Below are 26,368 nucleotides of genomic sequence, written 5' to 3' on the forward strand. Positions count from 1 at the left end.
TTAATGAAAATCCAGCCTCGGCTGGATTTTTTTTGCTTAGTGGCAAAGTGGAAAAAGTGTTAGTCGATGCAGCATTATCTTTCTTACTTTTTGACGCTAATCACATTTCTCATGCTCGCTGCATAAATTTTAAAAAAAGGCTTATTTTTTTCTAAAGGATATAAATCTTTCGCCGTTAAAGGATACGAGAGAAATGAGGTGTACCGACGTGAGGTGAGAGACACGGAAGTACATCAACACAATGCCTAAGGAGATCAATATGGCAATTAATGTAAGCACTAACGTGTCTGCAATGACCGCACAGCGTTATTTAAATAACGCCGCTGATGGTACGCAGAAATCGATGGAGCGTCTGTCATCGGGCTATAAAATCAATAGCGCGCGTGATGATGCAGCGGGTCTACAAATCTCAAACCGTTTAACGTCACAAAGCCGTGGCTTAGATATGGCGGTAAGAAACGCAAATGATGGTATTTCCATTGCACAAACCGCAGAGGGTGCAATGAATGAAACCACCAACATCTTGCAACGTATGCGAGATCTTTCTTTGCAATCAGCAAACGGTTCTAACTCAAGTTCAGAACGCCAAGCGATCCAAGAGGAAGTCTCAGCACTCAATGATGAATTAAACCGTATTGCTGAAACAACCTCGTTTGGTGGTAATAAACTGCTAAATGGTTCGTTTGGTAATAAGTCTTTCCAAATTGGTGCCGATTCTGGTGAAGCTGTGATGCTTTCCATGAGCGACATGCGTTCTGACACAAAAGCGATGGGCGGTAAGAGTTATGTCGCGACAAATGGCAAAGCGCCTGACTGGTCAGTCACCAATGCGACGGATCTGACTCTGAGCTATACTGATAAACAAGGAGAAGCTCGCGAAGTCACCATTAACGCTAAAGCGGGTGATGACTTAGAAGAGGTCGCTACTTACATTAATGGTCAAAATGGTGACATCAAAGCTTCAGTCGGTGATGAAGGTAAACTGCAACTGTTTGCCGCCAATCAAAAAGTCTCAAGCGATGTCACTATTGGTGGTGGACTGGGTACTGAAATTGGTTTTGCTGCAGGTAAAGACGTAACCGTCAAAGACATCAATGTCACAACGGTTGGCGGCTCTCAGGAAGCTGTAGCTTTGATTGATGGTGCACTAAAGGCCGTTGATAGCCAACGCGCCTCGTTAGGTGCATTCCAGAACCGTTTCGGTCATGCCATCAGTAACCTTGATAACATCAACGAGAACGTCAACGCTTCTCGTAGTCGAATTAAGGATACTGATTATGCCCGTGAAACAACCCAAATGACGAAGTCGCAGATTTTGCAGCAAGCGAGTACGTCAGTTTTGGCACAGGCGAAGCAGTCACCATCTGCAGCTCTTAGTCTATTGGGTTAACCGATAGGCGAATGGAGCTTTGTGGGGAAAGCAGTGTTTTCACTGCCAACCTATGAGGTGGAAGGGAGATTGTTATGGAAATACCATCCTACACATCGAACATCCAGCCTTACGGCTCGCAAAGTGGCATTAAATTTGCTTCAGAAAACGATGGCGCGACACGCGCTTCCTCGAAACAAAATGAGGTGAATCGTACTGAACAGTTAAGAAATAGGCAAAACCAAAGCGTTGAAGCGGCAATCGAGCTTGCACAGCAACGAGAGCAGATCAACAAATCGGAAAGAGCCAAGATGGTAGAGCAGATGAATGAATTTATCTCATCTATCAACAAAGACTTAGCGTTTAGAGTCGATGAAGAATCAGGACGGGATGTTGTGACGATTTATGAAGCCAGTACTGGTGACATTATTCGTCAGATCCCGAACGAGGAAATGCTAGAGGTTTTGCGACGCCTTGCCAGACAAAAAGACCACAGTACAGGTTTATTGGTTGCTAAGGTGTAATCGTAGTTTTTGAGGTGATTTAATGAGCTTAGGCCCGATGGGTATGAATACTGGCATGGATATCAATTCCTTGGTCAGCAAAATTGTCAATGCAGAGCGCGTTCCTAAGCAGCAACGTATTGATAATGAGCTTGGCCAAATTGATGCCAGTATCAGTGCCTACGGCCGGCTCAAAGAGTCGCTGGATACGATGAAAAATCTTATGACGAATTTTCGTCAGGAGAAGGCTTTCGCTTTGCGAAAAGTCGATACTACTGATGAAAACGTCGTCTCCGCGACAGCCACCACTGACGCAATAGCAGGTAAATATGCTATCGATGTGTTGCAGCTTGCACAGAGCCATAAAGTTGCCTCGGATGTTTTAGATAAAGAGGCAAAGTTTGGTCCTGGTAAGCTGCAGATTTCACTTGGTGATCAGAAGTTTGATGTTGATGTCCAAGCCAATTCAAAATTGATTGATATCGTTCGCGGTATCAACAGCACTAAAACCAATCCCGGAGTTCGTGCTTCGGTAATCAATGATGTTGAAGGACCACGTTTGATTGTGGCCTCTAATCTATCTGGAAAAGATCATGACATTAAAATTAATGCTCAGTCTGATGCCGGAAATCCGCTCAAAAATCTAGAATACAAAACGCTGGAAGAGCGCGTTAAAGATTTAGAAAAAGCACGCGCTGCGGCGCAACAAATCATTGCACCACTCACGCCAGCTCAACAAGCTATCGCTGCAAAGGTCGCCGAGAAAATAGGTGCGGCGGCACGCGAAGTTGACCAAAGTATGGCGAGTGGTGTTCAAGAAGTCGCCGGGCAAGTAGCTGCCGACGGTAAAGTTGCTAATGCTGCCGGTGAATTAACCGACGCCGCTGTCAAAGCTGCTGCTGCCGCCGGTGTTGCTGCCAATAAATATCTGAAACCGCAAGATCGTATTCCAGGGTGGACTGAAACCGCCTCTGGCACCTTGCTCGATTCCTACTATGAACCTGAGCCAGAGCTTGATGCAACCGCGTTAGAAAAAGCGCCAGATGTGCCCGGTTGGACCAATACTGCTTCTGGTACTTTGGTTGACTCCTATGTCACCCCCAAAGAAGCGCAAGCCAAGCTTGAACAGCAATTAGCAGCTGAAAAAGCCGCGGTTGCGGCGGCGGTGCGTAGTGGTGAACTGACGCCAGAGCAAGCCAAGCAGAAAGAGCGTGAAAAGCTTGACCCGCAAGAGCGTGAGTATTTAGATAAAGTGGACAAAGCAGATGCTGAACTTAGAGCGGCACAAGCATCGTTTGACGCCTATCAAGGTATGACTCAAGTACAAGCAGGCCAAGATTCCGTGGTGGTTTTGGACGGTGTGGCGACCCTTTCTAGCAACAACAACGTGATTGAAGATGCGATTGAAGGGGTTGATTTGACCCTTAAAGGGCAAACGGCCAAAGGCAAACCACCGGCTGAAATTGGCATCGAATATGACCGCAAAACTGTGCGCGATGATATTGAACAATTTGTCGCGGCGTATAATCAGTTTTATCAGGTCTCTAAAGAACTTGGAGGCGTTGACCCTCGGACTGGCCAAGCTGGGCCACTGGCGGGTGACAGTATTGTGCGCAGTGCAGACTCTCGCCTACGTAGTGTTTTTTCGACTAGAATTGAGCAGGCTCCAGAAGAGATCAAAAGTCTGATTGAGTTTGGTATTACCACCACACGACAAGGGACACTTGAAATTAACTACGACATGCTAGATCGCCAACTCAATAACAACTTTAATAAGCTAGGTGAGTTCTTTGGTGGAAACCAAGGATTTGCCAAACGGGTTGAAGATGCTATTCAGAGCATGACGGGGGTGACAGGGTCGATTCGCACACGCGAAAAAAGCTTAGTAGAACGCAACTACCGTGTGGCGGACGACCAAGCGGCACTTGATCGCCGCATGGACAGTTTGGAGAAGCGAACGCATTCTAAGTTTTCAGCAATGCAAGACGCGACCAGTAAAATGCAGAACCAATTAGCTGGTATGATGAATGCGTTAGGCGGCTGATATGGAACAGCAACTCGACCTTTTAAGTGATCTAGATCACCAAATAAGAGCAATGCTTGTCATTGATGAAATTAATACTGAAGAAATCAATCATCTTGTCGATAAAAGGGAACGGATATTGCAAAACTTACTGACGCATGCGTCAGTAAATCCACAGTTTGCAATGTCGAGCCAATGGCGAGAGGCTATTGATGAAACTAAACATCTTGTTGAACTGATGCAGTCAAAAACGGTCGAGATCGGTAGAACGCTCCAAAAATACCGACACGGTAATAAATCCGTTCAGCAATACAAAAAGTTTTTATAAGAGGAAGACTATGCGCGGTTCTTTACAGGCATACAAAAAGGTATCAGTGGATAGCCAGCTCAGTGCGGCCTCGCCGCATAAAGTCGTACAAATGTTGATGGCGGGTGCCATTGAACGCCTTATTCAAGCAAAAGCAGCAATGCTACAGGGCAATATTCCAAGTAAGGGTGAACGCCTTGGTAAAGCATTGGATATCATTATTAGCTTACGCAGTTGCTTATCGATGAGTGATGGCGGGGATATTGCAAAAAATTTAGATCAGCTTTATGAATTTATGATCACTCAGATCACCGAAGCGAATCATCAAAATGACCCGCAACCACTGGATGATGTGATCGACATCATTCGAGAAATTAAATCAGCATGGGATCAAATCCCTCCTGAATACCACAATCTAACGGCAAGCGAAGTGGGCATATAAGTTATTTATAAAACTTTAGGCACTTATTTTTTAAAGTTTTAACTGATGTCACACCAGCTCATTGCTTGGTTGCCTTATTTTTTTTATTCCATAGAATAGAAGCCATTACTAGCCTAATGGCTTTTTTTGTTGCTGAATTCCACAAATTGTCTATCGTTTAATCAAGTGATTATAGAAAAACAAAACTGAATAACGATTTTCAGAAGTGCGGCCACAATTTCTCTGATTTAAGGCAAATATTCTCACCTATGCAAGGTTTAGCAAAACTGCTTGTGATAGAAGACGATCCGCAGATCCGTCTCAATCTAAGTAACATTTTAGAATTTGTTGGAGAGCACTGCGAGGCGATCGAGTCATCCCAAATCAAGGATATTGATTGTTCAAGATTGTGGGGGGGCTGCATTATTGGATCGCTAAAAAGTGAGCAGTTAACTGATGAGATAGCTCAGTGGTTGACTAAGGCCAATTATATTCCACTTCTAATGGCAAACAAGCAGCCATATTCATTGGAAGAATTTACTCAATACGTCGGTGAACTTGAGTCACCTCTTAATTACCCTCAACTGAGTGACGCATTACGACATTGCAAAGAATTTTTAGGACGCAAAGGCGTGCAAGTTCCCTCTACATCGCGTAAGAATACCTTATTTCGTAGCCTTGTAGGCCAAAGTCATGGTATCCAAGAAGTTCGCCATTTGATTGAGCAAGTCTCAGGCACAGAAGCTAATGTGTTGATCTTAGGTGAATCTGGAACGGGCAAAGAAGTGGTTGCGCGTAACATCCATTATCATTCTGCACGCCGCAACGGTCCGTTTGTGCCGATTAACTGTGGTGCGATTCCGGCTGATTTACTTGAAAGTGAATTATTTGGTCATGAAAAAGGGGCGTTTACCGGAGCGATAACCGCGCGTAAAGGTCGTTTTGAGCTTGCCGAAGGCGGTACTTTATTTCTCGATGAGATCGGTGATATGCCGATGTCGATGCAGGTAAAGTTGTTGCGTGTGTTACAAGAACGCTGCTTTGAACGTGTGGGCGGTAACACCACCATTAAAGTGAATGTGCGTGTGGTGTCAGCGACTCACCGCAATTTAGAAAACATGATTGATGATGAATCATTTCGTGAAGATCTTTACTATCGACTCAATGTTTTCCCAATTGAAATGCCAGCGCTAAAAGATCGCAAAGACGACATCCCATTGCTGTTACAAGAACTCATGACACGTATGGAAGCGGAAGGTGGACAGCCATTTTGTTTTACCCCGCGAGCAGTCAATTCGTTAATGGAACATAATTGGCCGGGCAATGTTCGTGAGCTAGCGAATTTAGTTGAGCGGATGATCATTCTCTATCCAAATAGTCTCGTCGACGTCAATCATTTACCAACTAAATACCGCTATAGTGATATTCCAGAATTCCAACCAGAGCACAGCTCTTATGGTTCTGTTGAAGACCAAGAACGTGATGTGCTGGCGGGTATTTTCTCTGAAAACTTCAGTTTTGAAGACGTCGAAGAGATGCACGAAAATCTCAACGCACCGCAGTCATTGCCTCCTGAAGGCGTGAATTTGAAAGAGCTATTGGCGGACTTGGAAGTCAATATGATCAACCAAGCCCTTGAAGCTCAAGGCGGAGTGGTAGCGCGTGCCGCTGATATGCTGGGTATGCGCCGTACGACCTTGGTTGAAAAAATGCGTAAATACAATATGCAACGGTGATTCAAAAACAGCATGGGTAAAGTTTAGTCAATATATTGGCAATGGATTAATTCTTTGATTTTAAAGAAAAATAGCCTGGCATGTATTTTGCGTGTTAGGCTATTGTTGTTTTATAGGTAGAATTTCGACATGCAGTCTCCTGACACACCCATTAATCAATCTCACTTGGATTCTGTAGAGGATCAAGTTGAGCGCTATAAACAGGTTCTTGATGTGATGCCTGCTGGCGTCATTTTGCTCGATACTCAAGGCGTAGTCAGAGAAGCTAACCCTGAAGCTCAGCGGTTATTGCAAGTCCCATTGGCGGGTGAAAAATGGTATTCCGTCATTCAAAGTGCTTTTGCGCCGAGAGAAGATGATGGGCATGAAATCTCGCTGCGCAATGGTCGTAAAGTGAGATTAGCCATTTCAGCATCAGCAACAGGCCAATTGATATTAATCACCGATTTAACCGAAACTCGGTTACTTCAATCACGCATCAGTGATTTACAGCGCTTATCCTCACTCGGTCGAATGGTGGCGTCTTTGGCACACCAAGTTCGCACACCGTTATCCAGTGCCATGCTCTATGCCTCAAATTTAGGTGCGCCTAACTTGCCAAACGCTACAAGAGAGCGTTTTCAGTCTAAGCTGATGGATAGGCTTCATGATCTTGAAAAACAAGTCAATGATATGTTGTTGTTTGCCAAAGGTGGTGACAATAAAGTCATTCAGCCGTTTACAGTGACAGACTTGGTCAGCGAATTTGTTCCCATGGTGGAAACGGCATTAAAAAATAGCGCAATTGATTATCATCAGGAAGTGGAACAAGAAGGGACTGTGGTGTTAGGTAATGCAAATGCCATTGCCTCTGCACTGAGTAACTTAGTGATGAACGCAATACAAATTGCGGGTAAGGCGTCGCAAATTGATGTCTTTTTTCGCCCGGTAAATGGTGAGCTGAAAATCTCGGTACAAGACAGTGGCCCGGGAGTCCCTGCTGCGCTGCAAAGTAAAATTATGGAACCGTTTTTTACCACTCGCTCACAAGGAACGGGGTTAGGGTTAGCGGTGGTACAAATGGTCTGCCGCGCCCATGATGGGCGATTGGAATTAATTTCAGAAGAAGGGGAGGGTGCTTGCTTTACTATGTGCATTCCACTCGAGCGTCATGCCCCTTCTTCACCAACAGAGACTGGAGAAGGATGATGGCTCAAAGCAAAGTCTTAATCGTTGAAGATGATGAAGGTCTACGCGAAGCGTTAGTCGATACTTTGGCGCTGGCCGGTTATGAATGGCTGGAAGCTGATTGCGCCGAAGATGCACTGATTAAACTCAAAGCACATCCTGTTGATATTGTTGTCTCTGACGTTCAAATGGCTGGCATGGGTGGCCTTGCACTGCTGCGCAACATCAAACAGCATTGGCCTAATTTACCCGTGTTGCTGATGACGGCGTACGCCAATATTGAAGATGCGGTCTCGGCGATGAAAGAGGGCGCCATTGATTACATGGCAAAACCCTTTGCCCCCGAAGTGCTGCTCAACATGGTTAGCCGTTACGCGCCAGTGAAATCGGATGATAACGGTGATGCGGTTGTTGCCGATGAGAAAAGCCTGCGCTTATTGTCACTTGCCGACAAAGTGGCAAAAACCGATGCTAACGTCATGATTTTGGGCCCAAGTGGCTCAGGAAAAGAGGTCATGTCTCGCTACATTCATAACTCATCTCCGCGTAAAGATGGGCCATTTGTGGCGATCAACTGCGCCGCCATTCCAGACAACATGCTCGAAGCCACCTTATTTGGTTATGAAAAAGGGGCATTTACAGGAGCGGTACAAGCTTGTCCGGGCAAATTTGAACAAGCACAAGGTGGCACCATTTTACTCGATGAGATCAGCGAGATGGATCTGAACCTACAAGCAAAACTGCTGCGTGTACTCCAAGAGCGTGAAGTGGAACGCTTGGGGGGGCGTAAAAGCATTAAGCTTGATGTCCGCGTATTGGCGACCAGCAACCGCGACCTAAAGCAGTATGTGCAGGAAGGCAATTTCCGTGATGATTTATATTATCGCCTCAACGTCTTCCCAATCTCATGGCCAGCGCTACGTGACCGCAAAGGGGATATTGAACCGCTGGCTCACCACCTTGTAGAGCGTCACTGCACTAAGCTTGGTTTACCTGTGCCTCGTATCGCGCCGCAAGCCATTAACAAGTTGCTTAGTTACGCTTGGCCGGGCAACGTCCGTGAACTTGATAACGTCGTGCAACGCGCGCTGATCTTGAGCGAGCAAGGAGACATTGCAAGTGAACATATCTTGTTGGAAGGGGTTGATTGGCAAGATGCTAGCAGCCTGCAACAAGTCGTAGAGCGCAGCGATATTGCCACACCAGAGATTAAGCCTGTAGCACAAGCCGAAGTGAACAAGCTGTTTAATAACAATGGCGCTGCATTGGGTGATGAGCTGAGAGATCAAGAGTACACCATTATCATGGATACTTTAGTCGAGTGCCAAGGCCGCCGTAAAGAGATGGCTGACAAGCTCGGAATTAGCCCTAGGACACTGCGTTATAAATTAGCGAAAATGCGTGATGCAGGAATTGATATCCCGAATTAACCCCAAAGTGGGTGATGGCATATAAATTGCTGCATCACAGAAAGAAGCAGCACAGCAGTCAAAGATTTGGCGTTAGAGGTAGCAATGAGACTTGATGGTTTAAACAGCGAAATGCAAACAATGATGTTGGAAGCAACCAATGCTCGTCCTACGGCAACTGGACAAAGTGTGAGTGCTGATTTTGGCGACATGCTTTCCAAAGCCATTAATAACGTGAACAGTTTGCAAAAGACCTCAGGTAATTTACAAACCCGCTTTGATCGGGGAGATGAAAATGTCTCACTATCGGATGTGATGATTGCTCGTAATAAGTCGAGTGTAGCCTTTGAAGCGACGATTCAAGTTCGAAATAAACTTGTCGACGCCTACAAAGAACTCATGAATATGCCCGTATAAATTAGGTAGCCGCCGTGGCAGAAGATAAGCAAACAACCGATCTTACCGTGACCAGTGGTTCTGACCACGCTTTAATGGCGAGCTCAGATCTAGACATGGACACGCAAAACCCAGATCTTGAAGAGAAGAGTTCATCCAAAAGTGATTTTGCGATGGGCGACTTGGACTTGTTGCGCCAGGTGGTGTTAGTCCTCTCTATTTCCATCTGTGTGGCACTGATTGTCATGTTGTTCTTTTGGGTTCGAGAACCTGAAATGCGCCCGCTTGGCGCTTATGAAACCGAAGAACTTATTCCTGTCCTCGATTATCTTGATCAGCAGAAACTGACCTACAAATTAGATGGTAATACTATCTTAGTGCCATCCAGTGAATACAACAGCTTAAAACTCAACCTCGTCCGTGCAGGGTTAAATCAAAACAAGCAAGCGGGCGATGAAATCTTGATGCAAGACATGGGCTTTGGTGTTTCTCAGCGCCTTGAGCAAGAGCGCCTTAAACTTAGCCGTGAACGTCAGCTTGCCAAAGCGATTGAAGAGATGAAGCTCGTCAACAAAGCTCGTGTGTTATTGGCACTGCCTAAGCAAAGCGTATTTGTTCGTCATAACCAAGATGCTTCTGCCTCCGTATTTCTTACCTTGCGAACTGGTGCTAACCTCAAACAAGAAGAGGTCGACTCTATTGTCGATATGGTCGCCAGTGCCGTGCCAGGGATGAAACCCAATCGAATTACCGTGACTGATCAACATGGTCGGCTGCTCAGCTCAGGCTCTCAAGATCCTGTGTCGTCAGCCCGTCGTAAAGAACAAGAACTTGAACGCAAGCAAGAAGAGGCGCTGCGTGACAAAATTGATTCGGTATTAATCCCAATTCTAGGCTTTGGTAATTACACCGCCCAAGTGGATATCCAACTGGATTTCAGTGCCATTGAACAAACGCGTAAACGCTTTGACCCGAATACGCCAGCGACACGCAGCGAATATACGCTTGAAGACTATAACAACGGCAATGTGGTGGCTGGCGTTCCAGGTGCATTAAGTAATCAGCCACCTGCGGATGCTTCTATCCCACAAGACGTTGCGCAGATGAAAGATGGCTCGGTACTTGGGCAAGGTTCGGTCCATAAAGAAGCCACGCGCAATTTTGAACTCGATACCACCATCAGTCATGAACGCAAACAATCGGGTGTGGTGAATCGCCAAACCGTTGCGGTGGCGATTAAAAACCGACCATCGGTTAACCCAGAGACTGGCGAAGTCACCTATACTCCCCTGAGCGAAAGTGAAATTAGCGCCGTGCGACAAGTATTGATTGGGACGGTTGGCTTTGATGAAAACCGTGGCGATTTGTTGAATGTCTTGAGCATGCAATTTGCCGTGCCTGAAGTTGAGTCAATGGTTGATGTCCCTATTTGGGAGCATCCAAACTTCAACGATTGGGTACGCTGGTTTGCTAGTGCCTTGGTTATTGTGGTTGTGGTGCTGGTGCTGGTTCGCCCTGCGCTGAAAAAACTGCTCAACCCTGCTGCGGATGATGATGATCCAATGTACGGACCTGATGGTTTACCGATTGGTGCTGATGGTGAAACCAGTTTAATTGGCAGTGGTATTGACGGCGGTGATCTCTTTGAGTTTGGTTCCGGTATTGATTTGCCAAACTTACACAAGGATGAGGATGTACTGAAAGCGGTGCGTGCTCTAGTGGCCAATGAGCCTGAACTTGCGGCTCAAGTAGTGAAGAATTGGATGCAAAATGCCTGATAATAAAAATAAGAGTGGAACAGAAGTGACAGAATCATCGGTTGATATTTCAACAATTTCTGGCGATGAAAAAGCGGCTATTTTGTTGTTGAGCTTAAACGAAGAGGACGCCGCTGGCATCATCCGCCATCTTGAACCTAAACAGGTACAACGAGTCGGTAGCGCGATGGCGAAAGCGAAAGAGCTTAGCCAAGAGAAAGTCGGCGCGGTGCATCGTGCTTTCCTCGAAGATATTCAGAAATACACCAATATCGGTATGGGCAGCGAAGACTTTATGCGTAACGCGCTTATCGCTGCATTAGGTGCCGATAAAGCCAATAACTTGGTCGATCAAATTTTGCTTGGCACGGGTTCAAAAGGGTTGGATTCATTGAAATGGATGGACCCACGACAAGTGGCGAGCATCATTGTTAATGAACACCCACAAATCCAAACCATTGTTTTATCGTATTTAGAACCGGATCAATCGGCTGAAATTTTGGCACAGTTTGCTGAACGTGACCGTTTAGACTTATTGATGCGCATTGCCAACCTTGAAGAAGTACAACCTTCGGCATTGGCTGAGTTGAATGAAATCATGGAGAAACAATTTGCCGGTCAAGCGGGCGCGCAAGCGGCGAAAATTGGTGGCTTGAAAGCCGCGGCTGATATCATGAACTACCTTGATAACAATATCGAAGGCATCCTCATGGATCAGATGCGTGAGCAAGATGAAGACATGGCAACGCAGATCCAAGATCTGATGTTCGTGTTCGAGAACTTAGTCGAAGTGGACGACCAAGGTATTCAAAAATTGCTGCGTGATGTACCGCAAGATGTACTGCAAAAAGCACTTAAAGGTGCTGATGACGCATTGCGCGAGAAGATCTTCAAAAACATGTCAAAACGTGCAGCTGAGATGATGAAAGATGATCTGGAAGCCATGCCTCCGATTAAAGTATCAGATGTCGAAGCGGCGCAAAAAGAGATTCTGGCGATTGCACGTCGTATGGCCGACAGTGGCGAAATTATGCTGTCTGGCGGCGCAGACGAATTCTTATAATCTAACCCTGACTCAACAATAGGTAGCATTATGTCTGGAGAAAGAAAACGCGGCTTTTTACGTTTAGATGCAGACGCTAATATTGAACAAGCCAAAAAGTGGGGGTTGCCGGACTACGGCGCAGAGATCAATAAAAAAGCCAAAGAAACGGCAATGAACTACGACCCCGGTTGGATGCCAAGTTTTGATGAGCCTGTGGTTGAAGAGCCGCTGCAACTCAGCGAAGAAGAGATTGGCCAGATCAAACAAGGGGCTTATCAAGAAGGTTTGCACCAAGGCCAAGAAGCCGGATTCAAACAAGGTTATGAAAAAGGCAAAGAAGAAGGGCTGATTGCAGGACACCAAGAAGGTGTTGAGCAAGGCAAAACCGAGGGTGTCGCTGAAGGGCAAACCCTCATCCAGCAGCAGGTTGATATTTTCGTTGGTCTTGCCAATCAATTTGCTCAACCGCTAGAGTTGATGAATGCCCAAGTCGAAAAGCAGCTGGTCGATATGGTTTTAACCTTGGTCAAAGAAGTCGTTCACGTTGAGGTACAAACCAACCCGCAAGTGATCTTAGATACCGTCAAATCGTCGGTTGAGTCCCTGCCTGTATCTGGTCATGCCATCACATTAAAACTCCATCCAGAAGATGTTGAAGTGATTCATTCTGCTTATGGCGAAAAAGAGCTGGATTTCCGAAACTGGACATTGGTCAAAGAGCCGGCATTAAATCGCGGTGACGTCCAGATTGAAGCAGGTGAATCGAGTGTGAATTATCGAATGGAAGATCGCATTCGTAGCGTGTTGAAAAGTTTTTGTGGCACCAATCGTCACCAACAAGGTGAGCAATAGTGTTGTCTCTTGCCGATCGCCTTAGTCAATACAAAACCGAAGGGTTAACCTGCCGCCCAATGGCATCTGGCAAACTGGTCCGTGTGGTTGGTTTAACCCTTGAGGCTACCGGTTGTAAAGCCCCTATTGGTAGCTTATGTAAAGTAGAAACCATGTCCGGAGAAATGGAAGCGGAAGTGGTTGGCTTTTCTGGCGATAACCTCTATCTGATGCCCAGCGAACAGATAACAGGCGTACTGCCCGGAGCTAAAGTTACTCCAATGACAGGGGATGCGGGGCTACCAGTCGGGATGGAACTGCTTGGACGGGTGATTGATGGTGTCGGTAATCCACTCGATGGGCTGGGGCCTATTTATACCGAAAAGCGCGCATCGTTTAATGCTGACCCCATCAATCCATTAGCTCGCAAACCCATAACAGAACCTCTGGACGTTGGCCTAAAAGCGATCAACGGTTTACTGACGGTGGGTAAAGGGCAGCGGATTGGTTTATTTGCCGGTTCTGGTGTCGGTAAGTCGGTGACGCTTGGCATGATGACTCGTGGCACAACCGCTCAAGTGGTGGTGGTGGGGCTGATTGGTGAACGTGGCCGCGAAGTAAAAGAGTTTATAGAAGAGATTTTAGGCGTTGATGGACGTCAACGTTCAGTGGTGGTAGCCGCGCCTGCGGACTCCTCACCGCTGATGCGTTTAAAAGGCTGTCAAACCGCGTTAGCGATTGCGGAATATTTTCGTGATCAAGGGTTAGATGTATTGCTACTCATGGACTCGTTGACTCGTTTTGCCCAAGCGCAACGTGAAATTGCGTTATCTGTGGGTGAGCCGCCAGCCACAAAAGGTTATCCGCCGTCGGTGTTTGCTAAACTGCCCGCCTTGGTTGAACGAGCGGGAAATGGCGGTCCTCACCAAGGATCGATTACCGCTTTCTTTACCGTGCTCACCGAAGGGGATGATCTACAAGACCCGATCGCTGATGCATCGCGAGCCATTCTTGATGGTCACATTGTTTTATCACGTGAAATGGCCGATGCCGGACATTACCCAGCGATTGATGTAGAGAAATCGGTCAGCCGTGTCATGCCACAAATCACCACTGATGAACATCTGTTGATGTCGAAAGCGGTGCGTCAAATACTCTCCATCTGCCGGAAAAATCAAGATCTCGTCTCTATCGGTGCTTACAAGCCGGGGACGGACCCTGCGATTGACAGTGCATTTACGCTAAAACCTAGGCTGGATGAATATTTGCAGCAAGGGATGAAGGATTCGGTTCCTTACGACATGTGCGTCAATATGCTCAAGCACGTTTTGCAAGTGGGGTAATCGATGGATAACGCACTCGAGTTTTTGCTTGATCAAGCCAAAGACAAAGAAGAAAAAGCCGTGATGGCGTTATCTAAATCGCGTGATGAGCTAGAGAGCTATTACAAGCAGTTGGCGCAGATTGAACAATATCGACTGGATTATTGTCAGCAGCTTATGGAGCGCGGCATGTCAGGTTTGACGGCGAGCCAATATGGACACTTAAACCGATTTCTTACCCAGTTAGATGAAACCCTTGTCAAACAAAGAGATGCAGAACAACACTTCAAAAATCAGGTAGAGAACTGCCAAGAGCATTGGATGGAAGTGAGAAAACAGCGACGCTCTTACGAATGGCTCATTGAAAAAAAACAGATAGAAGCGCAACGTCTGCAAGATAAACGAGAGCAGAAGCAGATGGATGAGTTTTCTACACTGCTCTTTAGTCGGCAACGTTCTAATCAACACAAGTTTTAAGCAACATAAGTTTTAATCAAAATAAGTTTTAAGTCACTGACGCCTCAAGTCGCCAACGTGTCCAATAAGATGGGTGTCATACTTTCTTATCGATATTGAAGGCTTGGCTCATTTCTTGCTTCTGACTAATCACGGAGTTCATTAGGTTAATCCACTGCGCCATCGTCAAAAAATGATGAAACATGGCTTACTGGCCAATAATGAATCCGCGTCATCCTCTGTTTTTAGTGCGAGCATCATGGATATGAATGTAAATATTACAACACCATCCGACACCTCTAAAATGGCCAGCGTGAGTAAAGCGGGCTCTGATGCGGTGAGTGAAGGTTCTGAATCTCAAGGTTTTTTTGAAAAACTGACCGCCCTCATTATGGGTCGTAGCACTGAATCTTCGGCAGAAACCGACTTTAAGGCGCTGGATGAGGGAGCTGTGCTCACCGATGACGTGGCAGCCCAAAGTAGCGATGCCTTGTTAGATAAAGAACTTGGTGAGGCATTGAGTGAAGAGGCTGATCTTACTACCGTGCAAACAAAATCACCCCCTTCAGCAGAGGTTGATGACTCCGCTCTTCAGCAGAAAACAGCACAAGTGATGAGCGATGGCGATGAAATCCTTGGCCGTTTAAATAGCGCCAATCAAGCACTTGCTGACCAAAACGGCAAAACCTTGCCACAAAACACTCATCCGGTAGACGTGCAAATCGACGACAACGCAGGTGACTCCTCGGATCAAGTGGAGAAAAAAGCGCCAGCGGCTGCGCAAATATCAGCACAGGATGCATTCGCTAAACCCACTACTGAACCAGTAGCACCGACGTCAGTGAATGAGCAAGCTCCATTATCTGATCAGCACATCACGGAACAAGATGCAGAGCGTGTGCTGCCTATTCAGCAGGGCAAAGAGCGTTTGATCGCTGCGGAAGGTTCACCTACGGCATCAAGCTTAAACGCAGAGACCGAAGAGAATGGTGAACTCATCCTGCCGGAATCAGTCCGAAAATTCATTCAGCCGCCTCAAGATACAAAGTCAGTGCAAGCAAGCGCTTTGTCGCAAGCGATAGAAGATGAGGCCATTTTACTTGCCACAACTGAAGTTGGCGATGCAGCAGTTAACGCGGTGGCAAAAAGTGACAACACCATGCCCATAGAGCCATCACCTTTGGTTGAAGCGCAAGCACTTGATTCACAATTGACAACAAATTTAGCAGAGGGCAAGTTGCCACTCTCTCCATCTACGAATACACCTCAAACCGATTCGGAAAATGATCTGCAAGGACTGCCCACAGAGGCGTTATTGACTGCCGCTGCCATTCCTTGGGCGAACACAGTTATTGCCGAAGGGCAAGCATTACCTCTAGATGTGGCACAAAGTGAAACGGTCCTCAAGGGTAAAAATACGCCGGTTTCATTAGCCCATTCTGTTCAGCAAGCCTTAGCTCAGCAACAATCTCAAACCATGCAGGCTGCCGTGGCGGCAGACAAAGCCGCACTAGCATCGTCACCTCTTGTGACAGCAAGCAATGAGTTATCCAATGTACAAATACAACAGTTAGCGAATGCGGCCGCGATACCAGCTGCAACCCATGCAGAATTGCCACTCAACCCCGCGCTATTCAAAGCCGGATTAGGCGCGAAAGCGTTATCGGGTGTGAATGATGCAGGGTCGGCTCAAGAGTCAAAAGAGGGCACATTAGCGCAGCAGCTTTCGAGTGCTTTGGGGCAACATGGTTTGAACGCGACGCAGAGCCGTGCTGACAACTTGCAAGCCGCGCAACAGCCTCCTTTGTTGCTTAACCGAGAAATGGCCAGTGAGCAAATGGCGGAACGGCTGCAAATGATGATGTCGAAAAACCTTAAACATGTCGATATTCGCTTAGATCCACCGGAATTGGGGCGTTTACAAATTCGTATGAATATGAATGGTGATCATACGACGGTTCATTTTACGGTCGCTAACCATCAAGCACGTGATGTGATTGAACAATCTATGCCAAGGCTACGAGAAATGTTGGCACAACAAGGTGTGCAGTTGGGTGAGACCTCTGTCCAACAACAGAGCGCTGGTCAGCAACAAGCGCGCTACACTGCCGACGGGGATGCCCAATCTGGTCAATTGACGCGCAACGGAAGCTATTTAGACGAAGAAAACCTTGATACAGACGTCAAACTTGATTTGAATGTCGCATCAAAGCGTGATGGAATCAGTTATTACGCTTAAACTAATATTAAAAATAACGACATAGAGAACATTATGGCCGATGAAGAGTTAGGCGCGGAAGCCCCCAAAGGGAAGAAAAAACTGCTGATTATCATTATTGCTGCCGTAGTGTTACTGCTTGGTGGTGGTGCAGCTTTCTTTTTGATGAGCGGAGATGAGGGTGAAGCCACGAGTGAGCAAGCCCCCGCAGCGCAGCAAGCTTTGCCAACGGATCCTGTGGCTTACGTTAATATTGCACAGCCGTTTGTGTTTAACGTCACGGGTGATAAGAAAGATCGTTTGGTGCAAATCAAAGTACAGTTGATGGTGCGGGGTTCTGAAAATGAAAGCCTTGCACGTTACCATTCACCTTTAGTGGAAAGCTCTTTACTGGCCACTTTTGCGTCTGCCACTGTGGAACAGCTTCGTAGCCCTACCGGGCGAATTGAGCTGAGAGATAAGGCGACCGATGACATTAAAGCGGCACTCACTAAAGCGGTTGGGCAACCTGTGATCGAAAAAGTGTTGTTTACTGATTTTGTAATGCAGTAGGTGAGAAGTGACTGATTTATTAAGCCAAGACGAAATTGATGCCCTGCTTCATGGTGTAGACAGTGTTGATGAGGCGGAAGACGATGACGATGTTGCCGATAAATCGGCGATTAACTTTGACTTCTCTTCACAAGACCGTATCGTCCGTGGGCGCATGCCTACGCTGGAGCTTATCAACGAACGTTTTGCTCGTCACATGCGTATTAGTTTGTTCAACATGCTGCGTAAAACGGCTGAAGTGTCGATCAACGGCGTACAGATGATGAAGTTTGGTGAATACCAAAATACGCTTTATGTTCCGACTAGTTTGAACATGGTGCGTTTTCGTCCGTTAAAAGGGACCGCGTTGGTCACGATGGAAGCGCGTTTAGTCTTCATTTTGGTGGAAAACTTTTTTGGTGGCGATGGACGTTTCCACGCTCGAATTGAAGGGCGCGAATTTACGCCAACAGAACGACGTGTCATTCAATTACTGTTAAAAATTGTTTTCGGTGACTACAAAGAAGCTTGGTCACCGGTGATGGGCGTTGAGTTTGAATATTTGGATTCAGAAGTGAACCCAAGTATGGCTAACATCGTCAGCCCAACGGAAGTGATCGTAGTGAGCTCGTTTCATATCGAAGTCGATGGCGGAGGCGGCGATTTCCACGTGGTCATGCCTTATTCGATGGTTGAACCCATTCGTGAGTTACTCGATGCGGGTGTCCAGTCGGATAAAATGGAAACCGATGTGCGTTGGAGTTCTGCACTGCGCGAAGAGATCATGGATGTACCCGTCAATTTCCGAGTCAATTTATTAGAACAAGACATTTCATTGCGTGACTTAATGGATCTACAAGTAGGCGATATCATCCCAATTAAAATGCCCAAAAACGCAACGATGTTTGTTGAAGAGCTGCCTACTTACCGAGTGAAAATGGGCCGCTCTGGTGAAAAACTGGCGGTTCAAGTCTCTGAAAAAATTAAACGCCCTGATGTAGTAAAAACGGATCTCGCCTTTTTAGGCAAAGACATCATGTCTGAATTTGAAGATGATGACGAAGAAGATAACGAAGAATAATAGAGTAGGTAACGAAGATGGAACCAAGTGACGACCAAAGATTGGCAGACGAATGGGCAGCCGCATTAGGGGAAGACCCATCCGCGCCTAGTATTGATGTAGATGAAATTCTGGCCGCGCCTCTTGATGAATTGAAAGACACTTCACCACCGATCACCGAAGATGAGCGCCGCAAACTTGATACGATCATGGACATTCCGGTGACCATTTCGATGGAAGTGGGGCGTTCGAAGATCAGCATTCGTAACTTACTGCAATTGAACCAAGGCTCGGTGGTTGAGCTTGATCGCATCGCGGGTGAGTCATTGGATGTGATGGTGAACGGCACCTTGATTGCTCATGGAGAAGTGGTAGTGGTTAACGATAAATTCGGTATTCGTTTAACCGATGTAATCAGCCAGACTGAGCGTATTAAAAAGCTGCGTTAGCATAACGTCAGCTTACGAAAAAGAAGTATTTGGATGAAAAAACTGATCGGTTTATTGCTCTGTTCAAGCCAAGCGATGGCAGCGCCGAATGATCACTTAGATTTAGCGACCACTTTCGGGTCGCTTTTGTTCGTTATTGCGCTAATTCTCTTTTTGGCTTGGGTGTTAAAACGCATGCGAGTGCCCACGTTCGGTAATCAAAAAGGGTTGAGCATTGTACGTCAACTGCCAGTGGGTACTAAAGAGCGTATCGTTATTGTGCAAGCGGGAGAAGAACAATTTCTCGTCGGAGTCACGTCACAATCCGTCCAATTGATCGCAAAATTAGATGCCCCACTCAAACAGGAGGAGGCTGAGGTCAGTCCGTTTGCCGGTCAACTGACTCAGCTGCTAAAGAAAAATGACAAGAAATAGTCGCACGGCCTCATTGGGTTACCTTGCTCATCTATGGCATCTTTCTATGTTGCTGGTGGCATTATTGTTTACCCCGTTTGCGTTTTCAGAGCAAGAGTTAGCCACACCAATTCCTTCCAGCGCCGTAGGCGCAGAAACGGTGACAGTAACGGCGATGAATAAAGACAGTGGCGCCTCTAAAACGATAGCCGCTGGTAGCGTCAGTGGTGGTGGCGGTATTCCAGCATTTACCATGACGACCAATTCAGATGGCAGTCAAGATTACTCGATCAATCTACAAATTTTAGCCTTGATGACCATGTTGGGTTTTTTGCCTGCCATGGTCATTTTGATGACTTCCTTTACACGTATCGTGATTGTGATGTCGATCTTGCGCCAGGCAATGGGCCTGCAACAAACGCCGTCAAACCAAGTAATTATCGGCATCGCTATTTTTCTCACTTTTTTCATTATGTCACCAGTCATCAACGCCATTAATGAGCAAGCTGTGCAGCCATATCTCAATGAGCAGATGACGGCGCGTCAAGCGTTTGATACGGCTCAAGAGCCACTAAAAGCCTTCATGATGAAACAGACGCGAGTCAAAGATTTAGAAACCTTTGTTGAGATATCGGGCTCTGACGCAACCAATCCTGAAGAGGTCTCGATGGCGGTGCTGATCCCTGCGTTCATCACCTCGGAGCTAAAAACGGCGTTTCAAATCGGCTTTATGCTATTTTTACCCTTTTTAATCATTGATTTAGTGGTGGCGTCTGTTTTGATGGCGATGGGTATGATGATGCTTTCGCCGATGATCGTCTCGCTGCCTTTTAAACTCATGCTGTTTGTACTAGTGGATGGATGGAACTTGATCCTCTCAACGCTAGCCGGCAGTTTTGCTTTATAGCGGGGGCGCGAATGACTCCTGAAGTCTTTGTTGAGCTGTTTCGAGACGCGCTGTGGATGGTGCTTATCATGGTGTGCGCCATCATCATCCCGAGTTTGTTGATTGGCTTAGTGGTCGCCATTTTCCAAGCCGCGACCTCAATTAACGAACAGACGTTGAGCTTTTTACCGCGTCTCATTGTGACGTTACTGGCACTGATGTTCTTTGCCCATTGGATGACGCAGATGTTGATGGAGTATTTCTTCTCTATCGTTGAACGGCTACCACAGGTACTGTACTAGGAGCTTGAATGGAGTACCCAACAAGCCTCGTTTTAGAGTGGATTGCTAGCTATTTTTGGCCCTACACTCGTATTTCCGCCATGCTGATGGTGATGTCAGTCACTGGGGCCCGCTTTGTTCCGACCCGAGTGCGGCTCTACTTAGGTTTGGCTATTACCTTCGCCGTGATGCCCGCGATTCCTGTCGTTTCAGAGACCGTTGAACTACTTTCATTTAAAGGTTTTTTGACCACCTTTGAGCAGATTATTATTGGCGTTGCAATGGGCATGATCACCCAGTTTATAATCCAAACCTTTGTTATGCTTGGCCAAATATTGGGTATGCAAGCCAGCTTAGGTTTTGCTTCAATGGTCGACCCCGTAAACGGGCAGAACACCCCTTTGCTTGGTCAATTGTTTATGTTTTTAGCGACCTTGTTCTTCTTAGCAACCGATGGTCATTTAAAGATGATCCAACTGGTGGTATTCAGTTTCAAAACCTTGCCTATTGGCGATGGGGCATTAACGACCGTGGATTTTCGTGAGCTCGCATTGTGGCTGGGAATTATGTTTAAAGTGGCGCTGAGTATGTCTCTTTCTGGCATCATTGCGCTATTAACCGTCAACTTATCATTTGGTGTGATGACTCGTGCAGCCCCTCAGCTCAACATTTTCTCGTTGGGTTTTGCGTTTGCGCTTTTGGTCGGCTTGTTACTCTGTTGGTATATTTTAGGCGGTCTGTATAGTCACTACGAACTATTCTGGTTAGAAGGCGAGCAACAAATTTGTCGCCTTATCCGTATTAACTGTTAGGAGGCGCGTTTGGCAGAGTCAGACGGTCAAGAACGTACCGAAGACGCCACGCCCAAGCGATTGGACGAGGCGCGAAAAAAAGGTCAAGTCGCTCGTTCAAAAGAGTTAGCGTCCGTTTCGGTACTGGTGGTGGGTGCGATTGCATTGATGTGGTTTGGCGAATCGTTAGCCCGAGCCTTGTACGCTTTGATGGGTCGAATCTTCAACTTAAGCCGAGAAGAAGTGTTTGATCTCGGAAAGTTGTTTGATATTGCGGCTGGTTCTCTTGCGACCCTGGTATTGCCACTCTCGCTTATCTTAATTACGTTATTTATTGCTGCATTAATTGGCGCAGCTGGCATTGGTGGAATTAACTTTTCTGTCGAAGCTGCGATGCCAAAGCCCTCCAAAATGAACCCGCTCAGTGGCTTAAAACGTATGTTCGGTTTGCAAAGTTGGGTTGAGTTATTTAAGTCCATTTTAAAAGTACTGCTTGTTTCTGGCGTTGCTTTTTATCTGATCAATGCATCGAAAGAAGATCTATTTCAACTGAGCATGGATGTCTATCCACAAAATATTTTCCATGCGCTCGATATTTTGCTCAACTTTGTGTTGCTGATCAGTTGTTCTTTATTGGTCGTGGTCGCCATCGATATCCCATTCCAAATCTGGCAGCACGCTGACCAATTAAAAATGACCAAGCAAGAAGTAAAAGACGAATACAAAGATACGGAAGGAAAACCTGAGGTTAAAGGTCGAATTCGGATGTTGCAGCGTGAAGCGGCTCAGCGGCGGATGATGGCGGAAGTGCCACAAGCGGATGTAATCATCACCAACCCAGAACACTTTTCAGTTGCGCTGCGCTATAAACAAAATACGGATAAAGCACCGATTGTGGTGGCTAAAGGCGTCGATCACATGGCGATGAAAATTCGTGAAGTAGCACGTGCGCATGATATACACATCATCCCCGCACCGCCTTTGGCTCGAGCGCTTTATCACACAACCGATCTTGAGCAGGAGATCCCCGACGGGCTTTTCGTGGCGGTTGCGCAGGTACTGGCTTATGTCTTTCAGCTTAAGCAGTATCGTAAACGCGGTGGTCAAAGACCCAAACTCGATGAAAATAACATGCCGATTCCACCGGATTTACGACATTAATCCTCATCGTTATGCTGGAGCAAAAGCGTTAATGCTGAAGTTAGCGTCAGTTTAAATCACTTATCAGGAATAGAAAGCAGCACCAACACCGCGCCATGCCCGCCAAATTCAAGAGGGGCTTGATGAAACGCCATCACATCAGGATGTTGAGCGAGCCAGAGAGGAACTTTTTGTTTGAGAATGTGTTTACCAATCCCATGTTGGACACAAGCGCAGTGAATATTTTCCTTCACACAATAAGCAACCATCGCCCCTAGTTCTCGTTTCGCTTCTTGCTGCGTCATGCCGTGCATATCCAAAAATACATCTGGCACATAGACGCCACGTCTTAACCGTTTAACTTCATATTTCGACACATCATCACGAGCATAGCGCGTCGGGCCTTCATCGCTGAGTTTTGGTATAAACTCATCGGAAAAATAAAATTCGGTATCGCTGGCTTCCCGCGCAATACGGCGGATTTCTTTTTGTTTGGGGTTTCTGTTTGGCGGCTGGATTATGGTATCCTGTCGCAACTTTTTAACGCCCTTTACTGCATCCCGAAACAAGTCGAAAGCGTCATCGTGTTCGGTCTCTTTTTGGCTCATTGGGTTTGGTCATTTTCTAACAGATCGATATTGGCAGTATTGTAGCGCTTTTCGGAGGCAATTTTGGATAAGATTTTTGTAGAAGAGGCGGTTTCTGAACTTCACACGCTTCAAGATATGATTCGTTGGACGGTCAGCCGTTTTAATGCCGCCAACTTATTTTATGGTCATGGGACCGATAATGCGTGGGATGAAGCCGTTCAGCTAATCCTACCGACACTCTATCTTCCGATTGATGTTCCTCCGCATGTACTGAATTCTCGTTTAACAGGCAGCGAACGTCTGCGTATTGTTGAACGGGTGATTAAGCGCATTAATGAACGTACTCCTATCGCCTATTTAACCAATAAAGCCTGGTTCTGTGGCCTTGAGTTTTATGTGGATGAGCGAGTACTGGTGCCACGTTCACCGATTGGCGAATTGATTGAAGCGCAGTTCCAACCTTGGTTGATCGACGAGCCTGTACGCATTATGGATTTGTGTACTGGCAGCGGTTGCATCGCCATTGCGTGCGCCCACGCGTTCCCTGATGCTGAAGTGGATGCGATTGATATCTCAACCGACGCACTGCAAGTGGCAGAGCAAAATATTCAAGATCACGGTATGGAGCAACAAGTTTTCCCGATCCGTTCCGATCTATTCCGTGATTTGCCAAAAGAGAAATATGACCTAATCGTGTCGAATCCACCGTATGTGGATCAAGAAGATATGAATAGTTTGCCCAAAGAGTTCAAACACGAACCAGAACTCGGCTTAGCCGCCGGTACCGATGGTTTGAAATTGGTGCGTCGTATTTTGGCCAATGCGGCGGGGTACCTCACTGATAACGGTATTTTGATTTGTGAAGTGGGCAATTCGATGGTGCATATGATGAACCAATACGACCACATTCCGTTTACTTGGCTTGAGTTTGAAAATGGCGGGCATGGCGTATTCATGCTGACTCGCCAGCAGTTGGTTGATTGCGCTAGCGACTTTGCGCTTTATATCGACTAATGCCGTACGCATAGAAAAAACGCCAGCCACAGTGCTGGCGTTTTTTTATCCATTAGAAAAATACACATTGCTTTATTTTGGGGCTTTACATCATTTCGTAATAAAGCCACTATGAATCCACGAACAATAGAATGAAGCGGTGATAGGGAGCATGTCGCTCTGTGTCATCAATATTGAGGAAGTAATGGCAGGAAACAGTATCGGACAACATTTTCGAGTGATGACATTCGGAGAAAGTCACGGTATCGCACTAGGATGTATCGTCGACGGATGCCCTCCGGGCTTAGAAATTACAGAAGCTGACTTACAGATAGACCTAGATCGTCGCCGTCCTGGCACATCTCGCTATACAACGCAGCGCCGTGAAGCGGATGAAGTCAAAATTCTTTCTGGTGTATTTGAGGGGAAAACCACAGGTACATCGATTGGTCTATTAATTGAAAATACCGACCAACGCTCAACCGATTATTCAGACATTAAAGACAAGTTTCGCCCCGGTCATGCCGACTATACCTACCATCAAAAATATGGCATTCGCGACTATCGTGGTGGTGGCCGTTCATCAGCACGTGAGACAGCGATGCGAGTGGCAGCGGGAGCCATTGCGAAGAAATATCTCAAACAAGAATTTGGGGTTGAAATTCGCGCTTACTTGTCACAAATGGGTGATGTTTGTATCGATAAAGTGGATTGGAATGAAATTGAGAATAATGCCTTTTTCTGTCCAGATGCAGACAAAGTGGCGGCATTCGACCAACTGATCCGTGATTTGAAAAAAGAAGGTGATTCGATCGGTGCAAAGATTCAAGTTGTCGCGACCAACCTGCCTGTTGGTTTAGGTGAGCCGGTATTTGATCGTCTAGATGCGGATATTGCGCATGCTTTGATGAGCATTAATGCGGTGAAAGGGGTAGAGATTGGTGACGGTTTTGATGTCGTGCAGCAAAAAGGCAGCCAGCATCGAGATCCTCTAACACCGAACGGCTTTCGCTCAAATCATGCTGGCGGTATTTTAGGCGGTATTTCGACTGGACAAGATATTGTTGCCAGTATTGCACTTAAACCCACGTCAAGTATTACAGTACCTGGCGATACCATTACTCGCACGGGTGAACCCACACAACTTATCACGAAAGGTCGCCATGATCCTTGCGTTGGTATTCGCGCCGTGCCCATTGCCGAAGCAATGCTGGCGATTGTGTTGATGGACCACTTACTTCGTCATCGCGGGCAGAATTTTGCGGTTCAAACAGAAACGCCTAAAATCTAATCCAGCATAACCGAATTAAAATGAAAAGCGCCCTTCTTGTTAGGGCGCTTTTGTTTTAAGCAATTTTCTGTTTGGCCAATTTCCGCGGCTGAATGAATTTTTTATCGAAACAAGTCAGCTAACTAACTAAATATCTAACATCGGAATATCTAACATCGGAATATCTAACATCGGAATATCTAACATCGGATTGTGGCTAATGAATCTGATTTTCAGCATCAAGCTGGAAAGAAGGCAAACGCCATTTAAAACGCACTGCCGCCATACGCAATAAATAACCCACAATAAGCGTTACTATCGTGCTGGTGACATCATTGATGCCGAATGCGAGCAAGGTTAAATAAAGCCCTGAAGCGACTAATGAAACCGAAGCGTAGAGTTCTTCATGCAGTACCAGTGGCGTTTGTCTGCAGATTAAATCGCGTAATAACCCACCAAACACCCCAGTGACCAATGCAGAAACCATACAAATGCCGGGATGCAAACCCATGCCCATTGCGACTTTTGTGCCTATGATACTGAACACAATTAGCCCCAATGCATCTAAACGAATGAACAACCCTTTGAGTTTGATTACCCATTTAGCTAAGCCTGTGGTGAGAACGCCTGCGATACAGGTAATGGCTAAAAACTCCGGATTCTTCACCCAACCTAGCGGATAATGGCCGAGTAAAATATCCCTCACCGTACCGCCTCCAATCGCAGTGGCACTCGCTACTAACATCACACCGAACCAATCCATTTTTCGACGGCCTGCACTCAATGCGCCAGTCATCGCTTCGGCAGTAATACCAATAATATATAAAACACTGAGCAACATAATGCGGTACTCCGACAGCACTTCCTTAGGTATATAAGAACCGAGAAAGCGGTTGAACTTAAAAATGGAGGCGCAAGTGTAGTAGTAAAGTCAGGCGATGGCGAATGAGATTTTATGCCAAGAAACCGTTTGACCGATTAATAAAACTAATGAAGTGGGGCGATTGAATGGCTTTACCTGACT

General features: G+C 46.3%; 27 protein-coding genes. 25 read left to right on the forward strand and 2 right to left on the reverse strand.

The features are described from left to right. The first annotated feature begins 259 nt into the window (after positions 1–259). From NB504_RS13825 to flhB, 23 genes are all read left to right on the forward strand, one after another. Entirely contained in the window at positions 260–1,390 is a 1,131-nt protein-coding gene (locus tag NB504_RS13825) for a flagellin (protein ID WP_026028066.1), read from the forward strand. A 74-nt stretch (positions 1,391–1,464) separates the two neighbouring features. Next, positions 1,465–1,893, forward strand: a complete 429-nt coding sequence (gene flaG / locus NB504_RS13830) for a flagellar protein FlaG (protein ID WP_013856302.1) — start codon at positions 1,465–1,467, stop codon at positions 1,891–1,893. Between the two features lie 22 nt (positions 1,894–1,915). Continuing rightward, the gene (gene fliD, locus NB504_RS13835; protein WP_013856303.1) at positions 1,916–3,916 is read left to right on the forward strand and encodes a flagellar filament capping protein FliD; all 2,001 of its coding nucleotides are present in this window, start codon (positions 1,916–1,918) and stop codon (positions 3,914–3,916) included. A 1-nt stretch (position 3,917) separates the two neighbouring features. Continuing rightward, entirely contained in the window at positions 3,918–4,223 is a 306-nt protein-coding gene (locus NB504_RS13840; RefSeq protein ID WP_258429098.1) for a flagellar protein FliT, read from the forward strand. Positions 4,224–4,233: 10 nt separating this feature from the next. Then, entirely contained in the window at positions 4,234–4,644 is a 411-nt protein-coding gene (fliS, locus tag NB504_RS13845; protein ID WP_010318718.1) for a flagellar export chaperone FliS, read from the forward strand. Positions 4,645–4,892: 248 nt separating this feature from the next. Further along, positions 4,893–6,359 carry a sigma-54 dependent transcriptional regulator gene (locus tag NB504_RS13850; protein WP_017045739.1) on the forward strand — a complete coding sequence of 489 codons (1,467 nt, stop codon included), beginning with the start codon at positions 4,893–4,895 and terminating at the stop codon, positions 6,357–6,359. Between the two features lie 129 nt (positions 6,360–6,488). Continuing rightward, positions 6,489–7,547, forward strand: a complete 1,059-nt coding sequence (locus NB504_RS13855) for a PAS domain-containing sensor histidine kinase (RefSeq protein ID WP_013856306.1) — start codon at positions 6,489–6,491, stop codon at positions 7,545–7,547. Next, positions 7,547–8,956 carry a sigma-54 dependent transcriptional regulator gene (locus NB504_RS13860; protein WP_026028065.1) on the forward strand — a complete coding sequence of 470 codons (1,410 nt, stop codon included), beginning with the start codon at positions 7,547–7,549 and terminating at the stop codon, positions 8,954–8,956. The genes NB504_RS13855 and NB504_RS13860 overlap by 1 nt, the downstream gene beginning before the upstream one ends. Before the next feature lie 84 nt (positions 8,957–9,040). Then, the gene (gene fliE, locus NB504_RS13865) at positions 9,041–9,352 is read left to right on the forward strand and encodes a flagellar hook-basal body complex protein FliE (protein WP_026028064.1); all 312 of its coding nucleotides are present in this window, start codon (positions 9,041–9,043) and stop codon (positions 9,350–9,352) included. A gap of 14 nt (positions 9,353–9,366) precedes the next feature. Beyond that, complete coding sequence (gene fliF, locus NB504_RS13870) at positions 9,367–11,109, forward strand: flagellar basal-body MS-ring/collar protein FliF (protein ID WP_013856309.1); 1,743 nt, start codon at positions 9,367–9,369, stop codon at positions 11,107–11,109. After that, positions 11,102–12,151 carry a flagellar motor switch protein FliG gene (fliG, locus tag NB504_RS13875; RefSeq protein WP_013856310.1) on the forward strand — a complete coding sequence of 350 codons (1,050 nt, stop codon included), beginning with the start codon at positions 11,102–11,104 and terminating at the stop codon, positions 12,149–12,151. The genes fliF and fliG overlap by 8 nt, the downstream gene beginning before the upstream one ends. 30 nt (positions 12,152–12,181) lie before the next feature. Continuing rightward, a complete protein-coding gene (fliH, locus tag NB504_RS13880; protein ID WP_094149460.1) occupies positions 12,182–12,985 on the forward strand; it encodes a flagellar assembly protein FliH in 804 nt (267 codons plus the stop codon). Continuing rightward, complete coding sequence (gene fliI, locus NB504_RS13885) at positions 12,985–14,307, forward strand: flagellar protein export ATPase FliI (protein ID WP_013856312.1); 1,323 nt, start codon at positions 12,985–12,987, stop codon at positions 14,305–14,307. Before fliH ends, fliI begins: the two co-directional genes overlap by 1 nt. 3 nt (positions 14,308–14,310) lie before the next feature. Beyond that, on the forward strand, positions 14,311–14,763 hold the full coding sequence (fliJ, locus tag NB504_RS13890) for a flagellar export protein FliJ (RefSeq protein ID WP_010318709.1): 453 nt from the start codon (positions 14,311–14,313) through the stop codon (positions 14,761–14,763). Between the two features lie 172 nt (positions 14,764–14,935). Further along, on the forward strand, positions 14,936–16,981 hold the full coding sequence (locus tag NB504_RS13895; protein ID WP_258429099.1) for a flagellar hook-length control protein FliK: 2,046 nt from the start codon (positions 14,936–14,938) through the stop codon (positions 16,979–16,981). A gap of 33 nt (positions 16,982–17,014) precedes the next feature. Continuing rightward, on the forward strand, positions 17,015–17,512 hold the full coding sequence (gene fliL, locus NB504_RS13900; protein ID WP_013856316.1) for a flagellar basal body-associated protein FliL: 498 nt from the start codon (positions 17,015–17,017) through the stop codon (positions 17,510–17,512). A gap of 7 nt (positions 17,513–17,519) precedes the next feature. After that, positions 17,520–18,572, forward strand: a complete 1,053-nt coding sequence (fliM, locus tag NB504_RS13905) for a flagellar motor switch protein FliM (protein ID WP_013856317.1) — start codon at positions 17,520–17,522, stop codon at positions 18,570–18,572. Between the two features lie 17 nt (positions 18,573–18,589). Next, positions 18,590–19,000, forward strand: coding sequence for a flagellar motor switch protein FliN (gene fliN, locus NB504_RS13910; protein ID WP_010318705.1), 411 nt, complete (start codon positions 18,590–18,592; stop codon positions 18,998–19,000). A gap of 33 nt (positions 19,001–19,033) precedes the next feature. Beyond that, entirely contained in the window at positions 19,034–19,414 is a 381-nt protein-coding gene (gene fliO, locus NB504_RS13915) for a flagellar biosynthetic protein FliO (protein ID WP_013856319.1), read from the forward strand. Then, positions 19,401–20,300: a flagellar type III secretion system pore protein FliP gene (gene fliP, locus NB504_RS13920; RefSeq protein ID WP_405054814.1), complete on the forward strand. Its 900-nt coding sequence runs from the start codon at positions 19,401–19,403 to the stop codon at positions 20,298–20,300. Before fliO ends, fliP begins: the two co-directional genes overlap by 14 nt. Before the next feature lie 11 nt (positions 20,301–20,311). Then, positions 20,312–20,581: a flagellar biosynthesis protein FliQ gene (fliQ, locus tag NB504_RS13925; protein WP_013856321.1), complete on the forward strand. Its 270-nt coding sequence runs from the start codon at positions 20,312–20,314 to the stop codon at positions 20,579–20,581. Between the two features lie 8 nt (positions 20,582–20,589). Then, positions 20,590–21,372, forward strand: a complete 783-nt coding sequence (gene fliR / locus NB504_RS13930; protein ID WP_258429103.1) for a flagellar biosynthetic protein FliR — start codon at positions 20,590–20,592, stop codon at positions 21,370–21,372. Positions 21,373–21,381: 9 nt separating this feature from the next. Further along, positions 21,382–22,512, forward strand: a complete 1,131-nt coding sequence (gene flhB / locus NB504_RS13935; RefSeq protein ID WP_017042734.1) for a flagellar biosynthesis protein FlhB — start codon at positions 21,382–21,384, stop codon at positions 22,510–22,512. A 56-nt stretch (positions 22,513–22,568) separates the two neighbouring features. On the opposite strand, the gene smrB is transcribed toward flhB, so the two are convergent. Further along, positions 22,569–23,099, reverse strand: coding sequence for an endonuclease SmrB (smrB, locus tag NB504_RS13940; RefSeq protein WP_013856324.1), 531 nt, complete (start codon positions 23,097–23,099; stop codon positions 22,569–22,571). Positions 23,100–23,162: 63 nt separating this feature from the next. On the opposite strand from smrB, the gene prmB reads away from it, so the two are divergent. Then, positions 23,163–24,095, forward strand: a complete 933-nt coding sequence (prmB, locus tag NB504_RS13945) for a 50S ribosomal protein L3 N(5)-glutamine methyltransferase (RefSeq protein WP_013856325.1) — start codon at positions 23,163–23,165, stop codon at positions 24,093–24,095. Between the two features lie 184 nt (positions 24,096–24,279). Continuing rightward, the gene (gene aroC, locus NB504_RS13950; RefSeq protein WP_026028357.1) at positions 24,280–25,365 is read left to right on the forward strand and encodes a chorismate synthase; all 1,086 of its coding nucleotides are present in this window, start codon (positions 24,280–24,282) and stop codon (positions 25,363–25,365) included. A gap of 196 nt (positions 25,366–25,561) precedes the next feature. On the opposite strand, the gene NB504_RS13955 is transcribed toward aroC, so the two are convergent. Continuing rightward, positions 25,562–26,185 carry a trimeric intracellular cation channel family protein gene (locus NB504_RS13955; RefSeq protein WP_026027295.1) on the reverse strand — a complete coding sequence of 208 codons (624 nt, stop codon included), beginning with the start codon at positions 26,183–26,185 and terminating at the stop codon, positions 25,562–25,564. Positions 26,186–26,368: the final 183 nt, after the last annotated feature.

This window comes from Vibrio sp. RM-69-4 (genome assembly GCF_024743775.1).
Lineage (GTDB): Bacteria > Pseudomonadota > Gammaproteobacteria > Enterobacterales > Vibrionaceae > Vibrio > Vibrio anguillarum.

What these genes read in the sequence shown, in the direction of transcription:
- fliO (WP_013856319.1), top strand. Translation starts at nt 19,034, where the DNA reads ATGAAAAAACTGATCGGTTTATTGCTCTGTTCAAGCCAAGCGATGGCA.
- flaG (WP_013856302.1), top strand. Translation starts at nt 1,465, where the DNA reads ATGGAAATACCATCCTACACATCGAACATCCAGCCTTACGGCTCGCAA.
- NB504_RS13840 (WP_258429098.1), top strand. Translation starts at nt 3,918, where the DNA reads ATGGAACAGCAACTCGACCTTTTAAGTGATCTAGATCACCAAATAAGA.
- fliL (WP_013856316.1), top strand. Translation starts at nt 17,015, where the DNA reads ATGGCCGATGAAGAGTTAGGCGCGGAAGCCCCCAAAGGGAAGAAAAAA.
- smrB (WP_013856324.1), bottom strand. Translation starts at nt 23,099, where the DNA reads ATGAGCCAAAAAGAGACCGAACACGATGACGCTTTCGACTTGTTTCGG.
- NB504_RS13850 (WP_017045739.1), top strand. Translation starts at nt 4,893, where the DNA reads ATGCAAGGTTTAGCAAAACTGCTTGTGATAGAAGACGATCCGCAGATC.
- NB504_RS13895 (WP_258429099.1), top strand. Translation starts at nt 14,936, where the DNA reads ATGATGAAACATGGCTTACTGGCCAATAATGAATCCGCGTCATCCTCT.
- fliR (WP_258429103.1), top strand. Translation starts at nt 20,590, where the DNA reads ATGGAGTACCCAACAAGCCTCGTTTTAGAGTGGATTGCTAGCTATTTT.
- fliJ (WP_010318709.1), top strand. Translation starts at nt 14,311, where the DNA reads ATGGATAACGCACTCGAGTTTTTGCTTGATCAAGCCAAAGACAAAGAA.
- fliH (WP_094149460.1), top strand. Translation starts at nt 12,182, where the DNA reads ATGTCTGGAGAAAGAAAACGCGGCTTTTTACGTTTAGATGCAGACGCT.
- fliQ (WP_013856321.1), top strand. Translation starts at nt 20,312, where the DNA reads ATGACTCCTGAAGTCTTTGTTGAGCTGTTTCGAGACGCGCTGTGGATG.
- fliD (WP_013856303.1), top strand. Translation starts at nt 1,916, where the DNA reads ATGAGCTTAGGCCCGATGGGTATGAATACTGGCATGGATATCAATTCC.
- NB504_RS13955 (WP_026027295.1), bottom strand. Translation starts at nt 26,185, where the DNA reads ATGTTGCTCAGTGTTTTATATATTATTGGTATTACTGCCGAAGCGATG.
- fliS (WP_010318718.1), top strand. Translation starts at nt 4,234, where the DNA reads ATGCGCGGTTCTTTACAGGCATACAAAAAGGTATCAGTGGATAGCCAG.
- NB504_RS13855 (WP_013856306.1), top strand. Translation starts at nt 6,489, where the DNA reads ATGCAGTCTCCTGACACACCCATTAATCAATCTCACTTGGATTCTGTA.
- fliG (WP_013856310.1), top strand. Translation starts at nt 11,102, where the DNA reads ATGCCTGATAATAAAAATAAGAGTGGAACAGAAGTGACAGAATCATCG.
- NB504_RS13860 (WP_026028065.1), top strand. Translation starts at nt 7,547, where the DNA reads ATGGCTCAAAGCAAAGTCTTAATCGTTGAAGATGATGAAGGTCTACGC.
- fliP (WP_405054814.1), top strand. Translation starts at nt 19,401, where the DNA reads ATGACAAGAAATAGTCGCACGGCCTCATTGGGTTACCTTGCTCATCTA.
- aroC (WP_026028357.1), top strand. Translation starts at nt 24,280, where the DNA reads ATGGCAGGAAACAGTATCGGACAACATTTTCGAGTGATGACATTCGGA.
- fliN (WP_010318705.1), top strand. Translation starts at nt 18,590, where the DNA reads ATGGAACCAAGTGACGACCAAAGATTGGCAGACGAATGGGCAGCCGCA.
- fliE (WP_026028064.1), top strand. Translation starts at nt 9,041, where the DNA reads ATGAGACTTGATGGTTTAAACAGCGAAATGCAAACAATGATGTTGGAA.
- NB504_RS13825 (WP_026028066.1), top strand. Translation starts at nt 260, where the DNA reads ATGGCAATTAATGTAAGCACTAACGTGTCTGCAATGACCGCACAGCGT.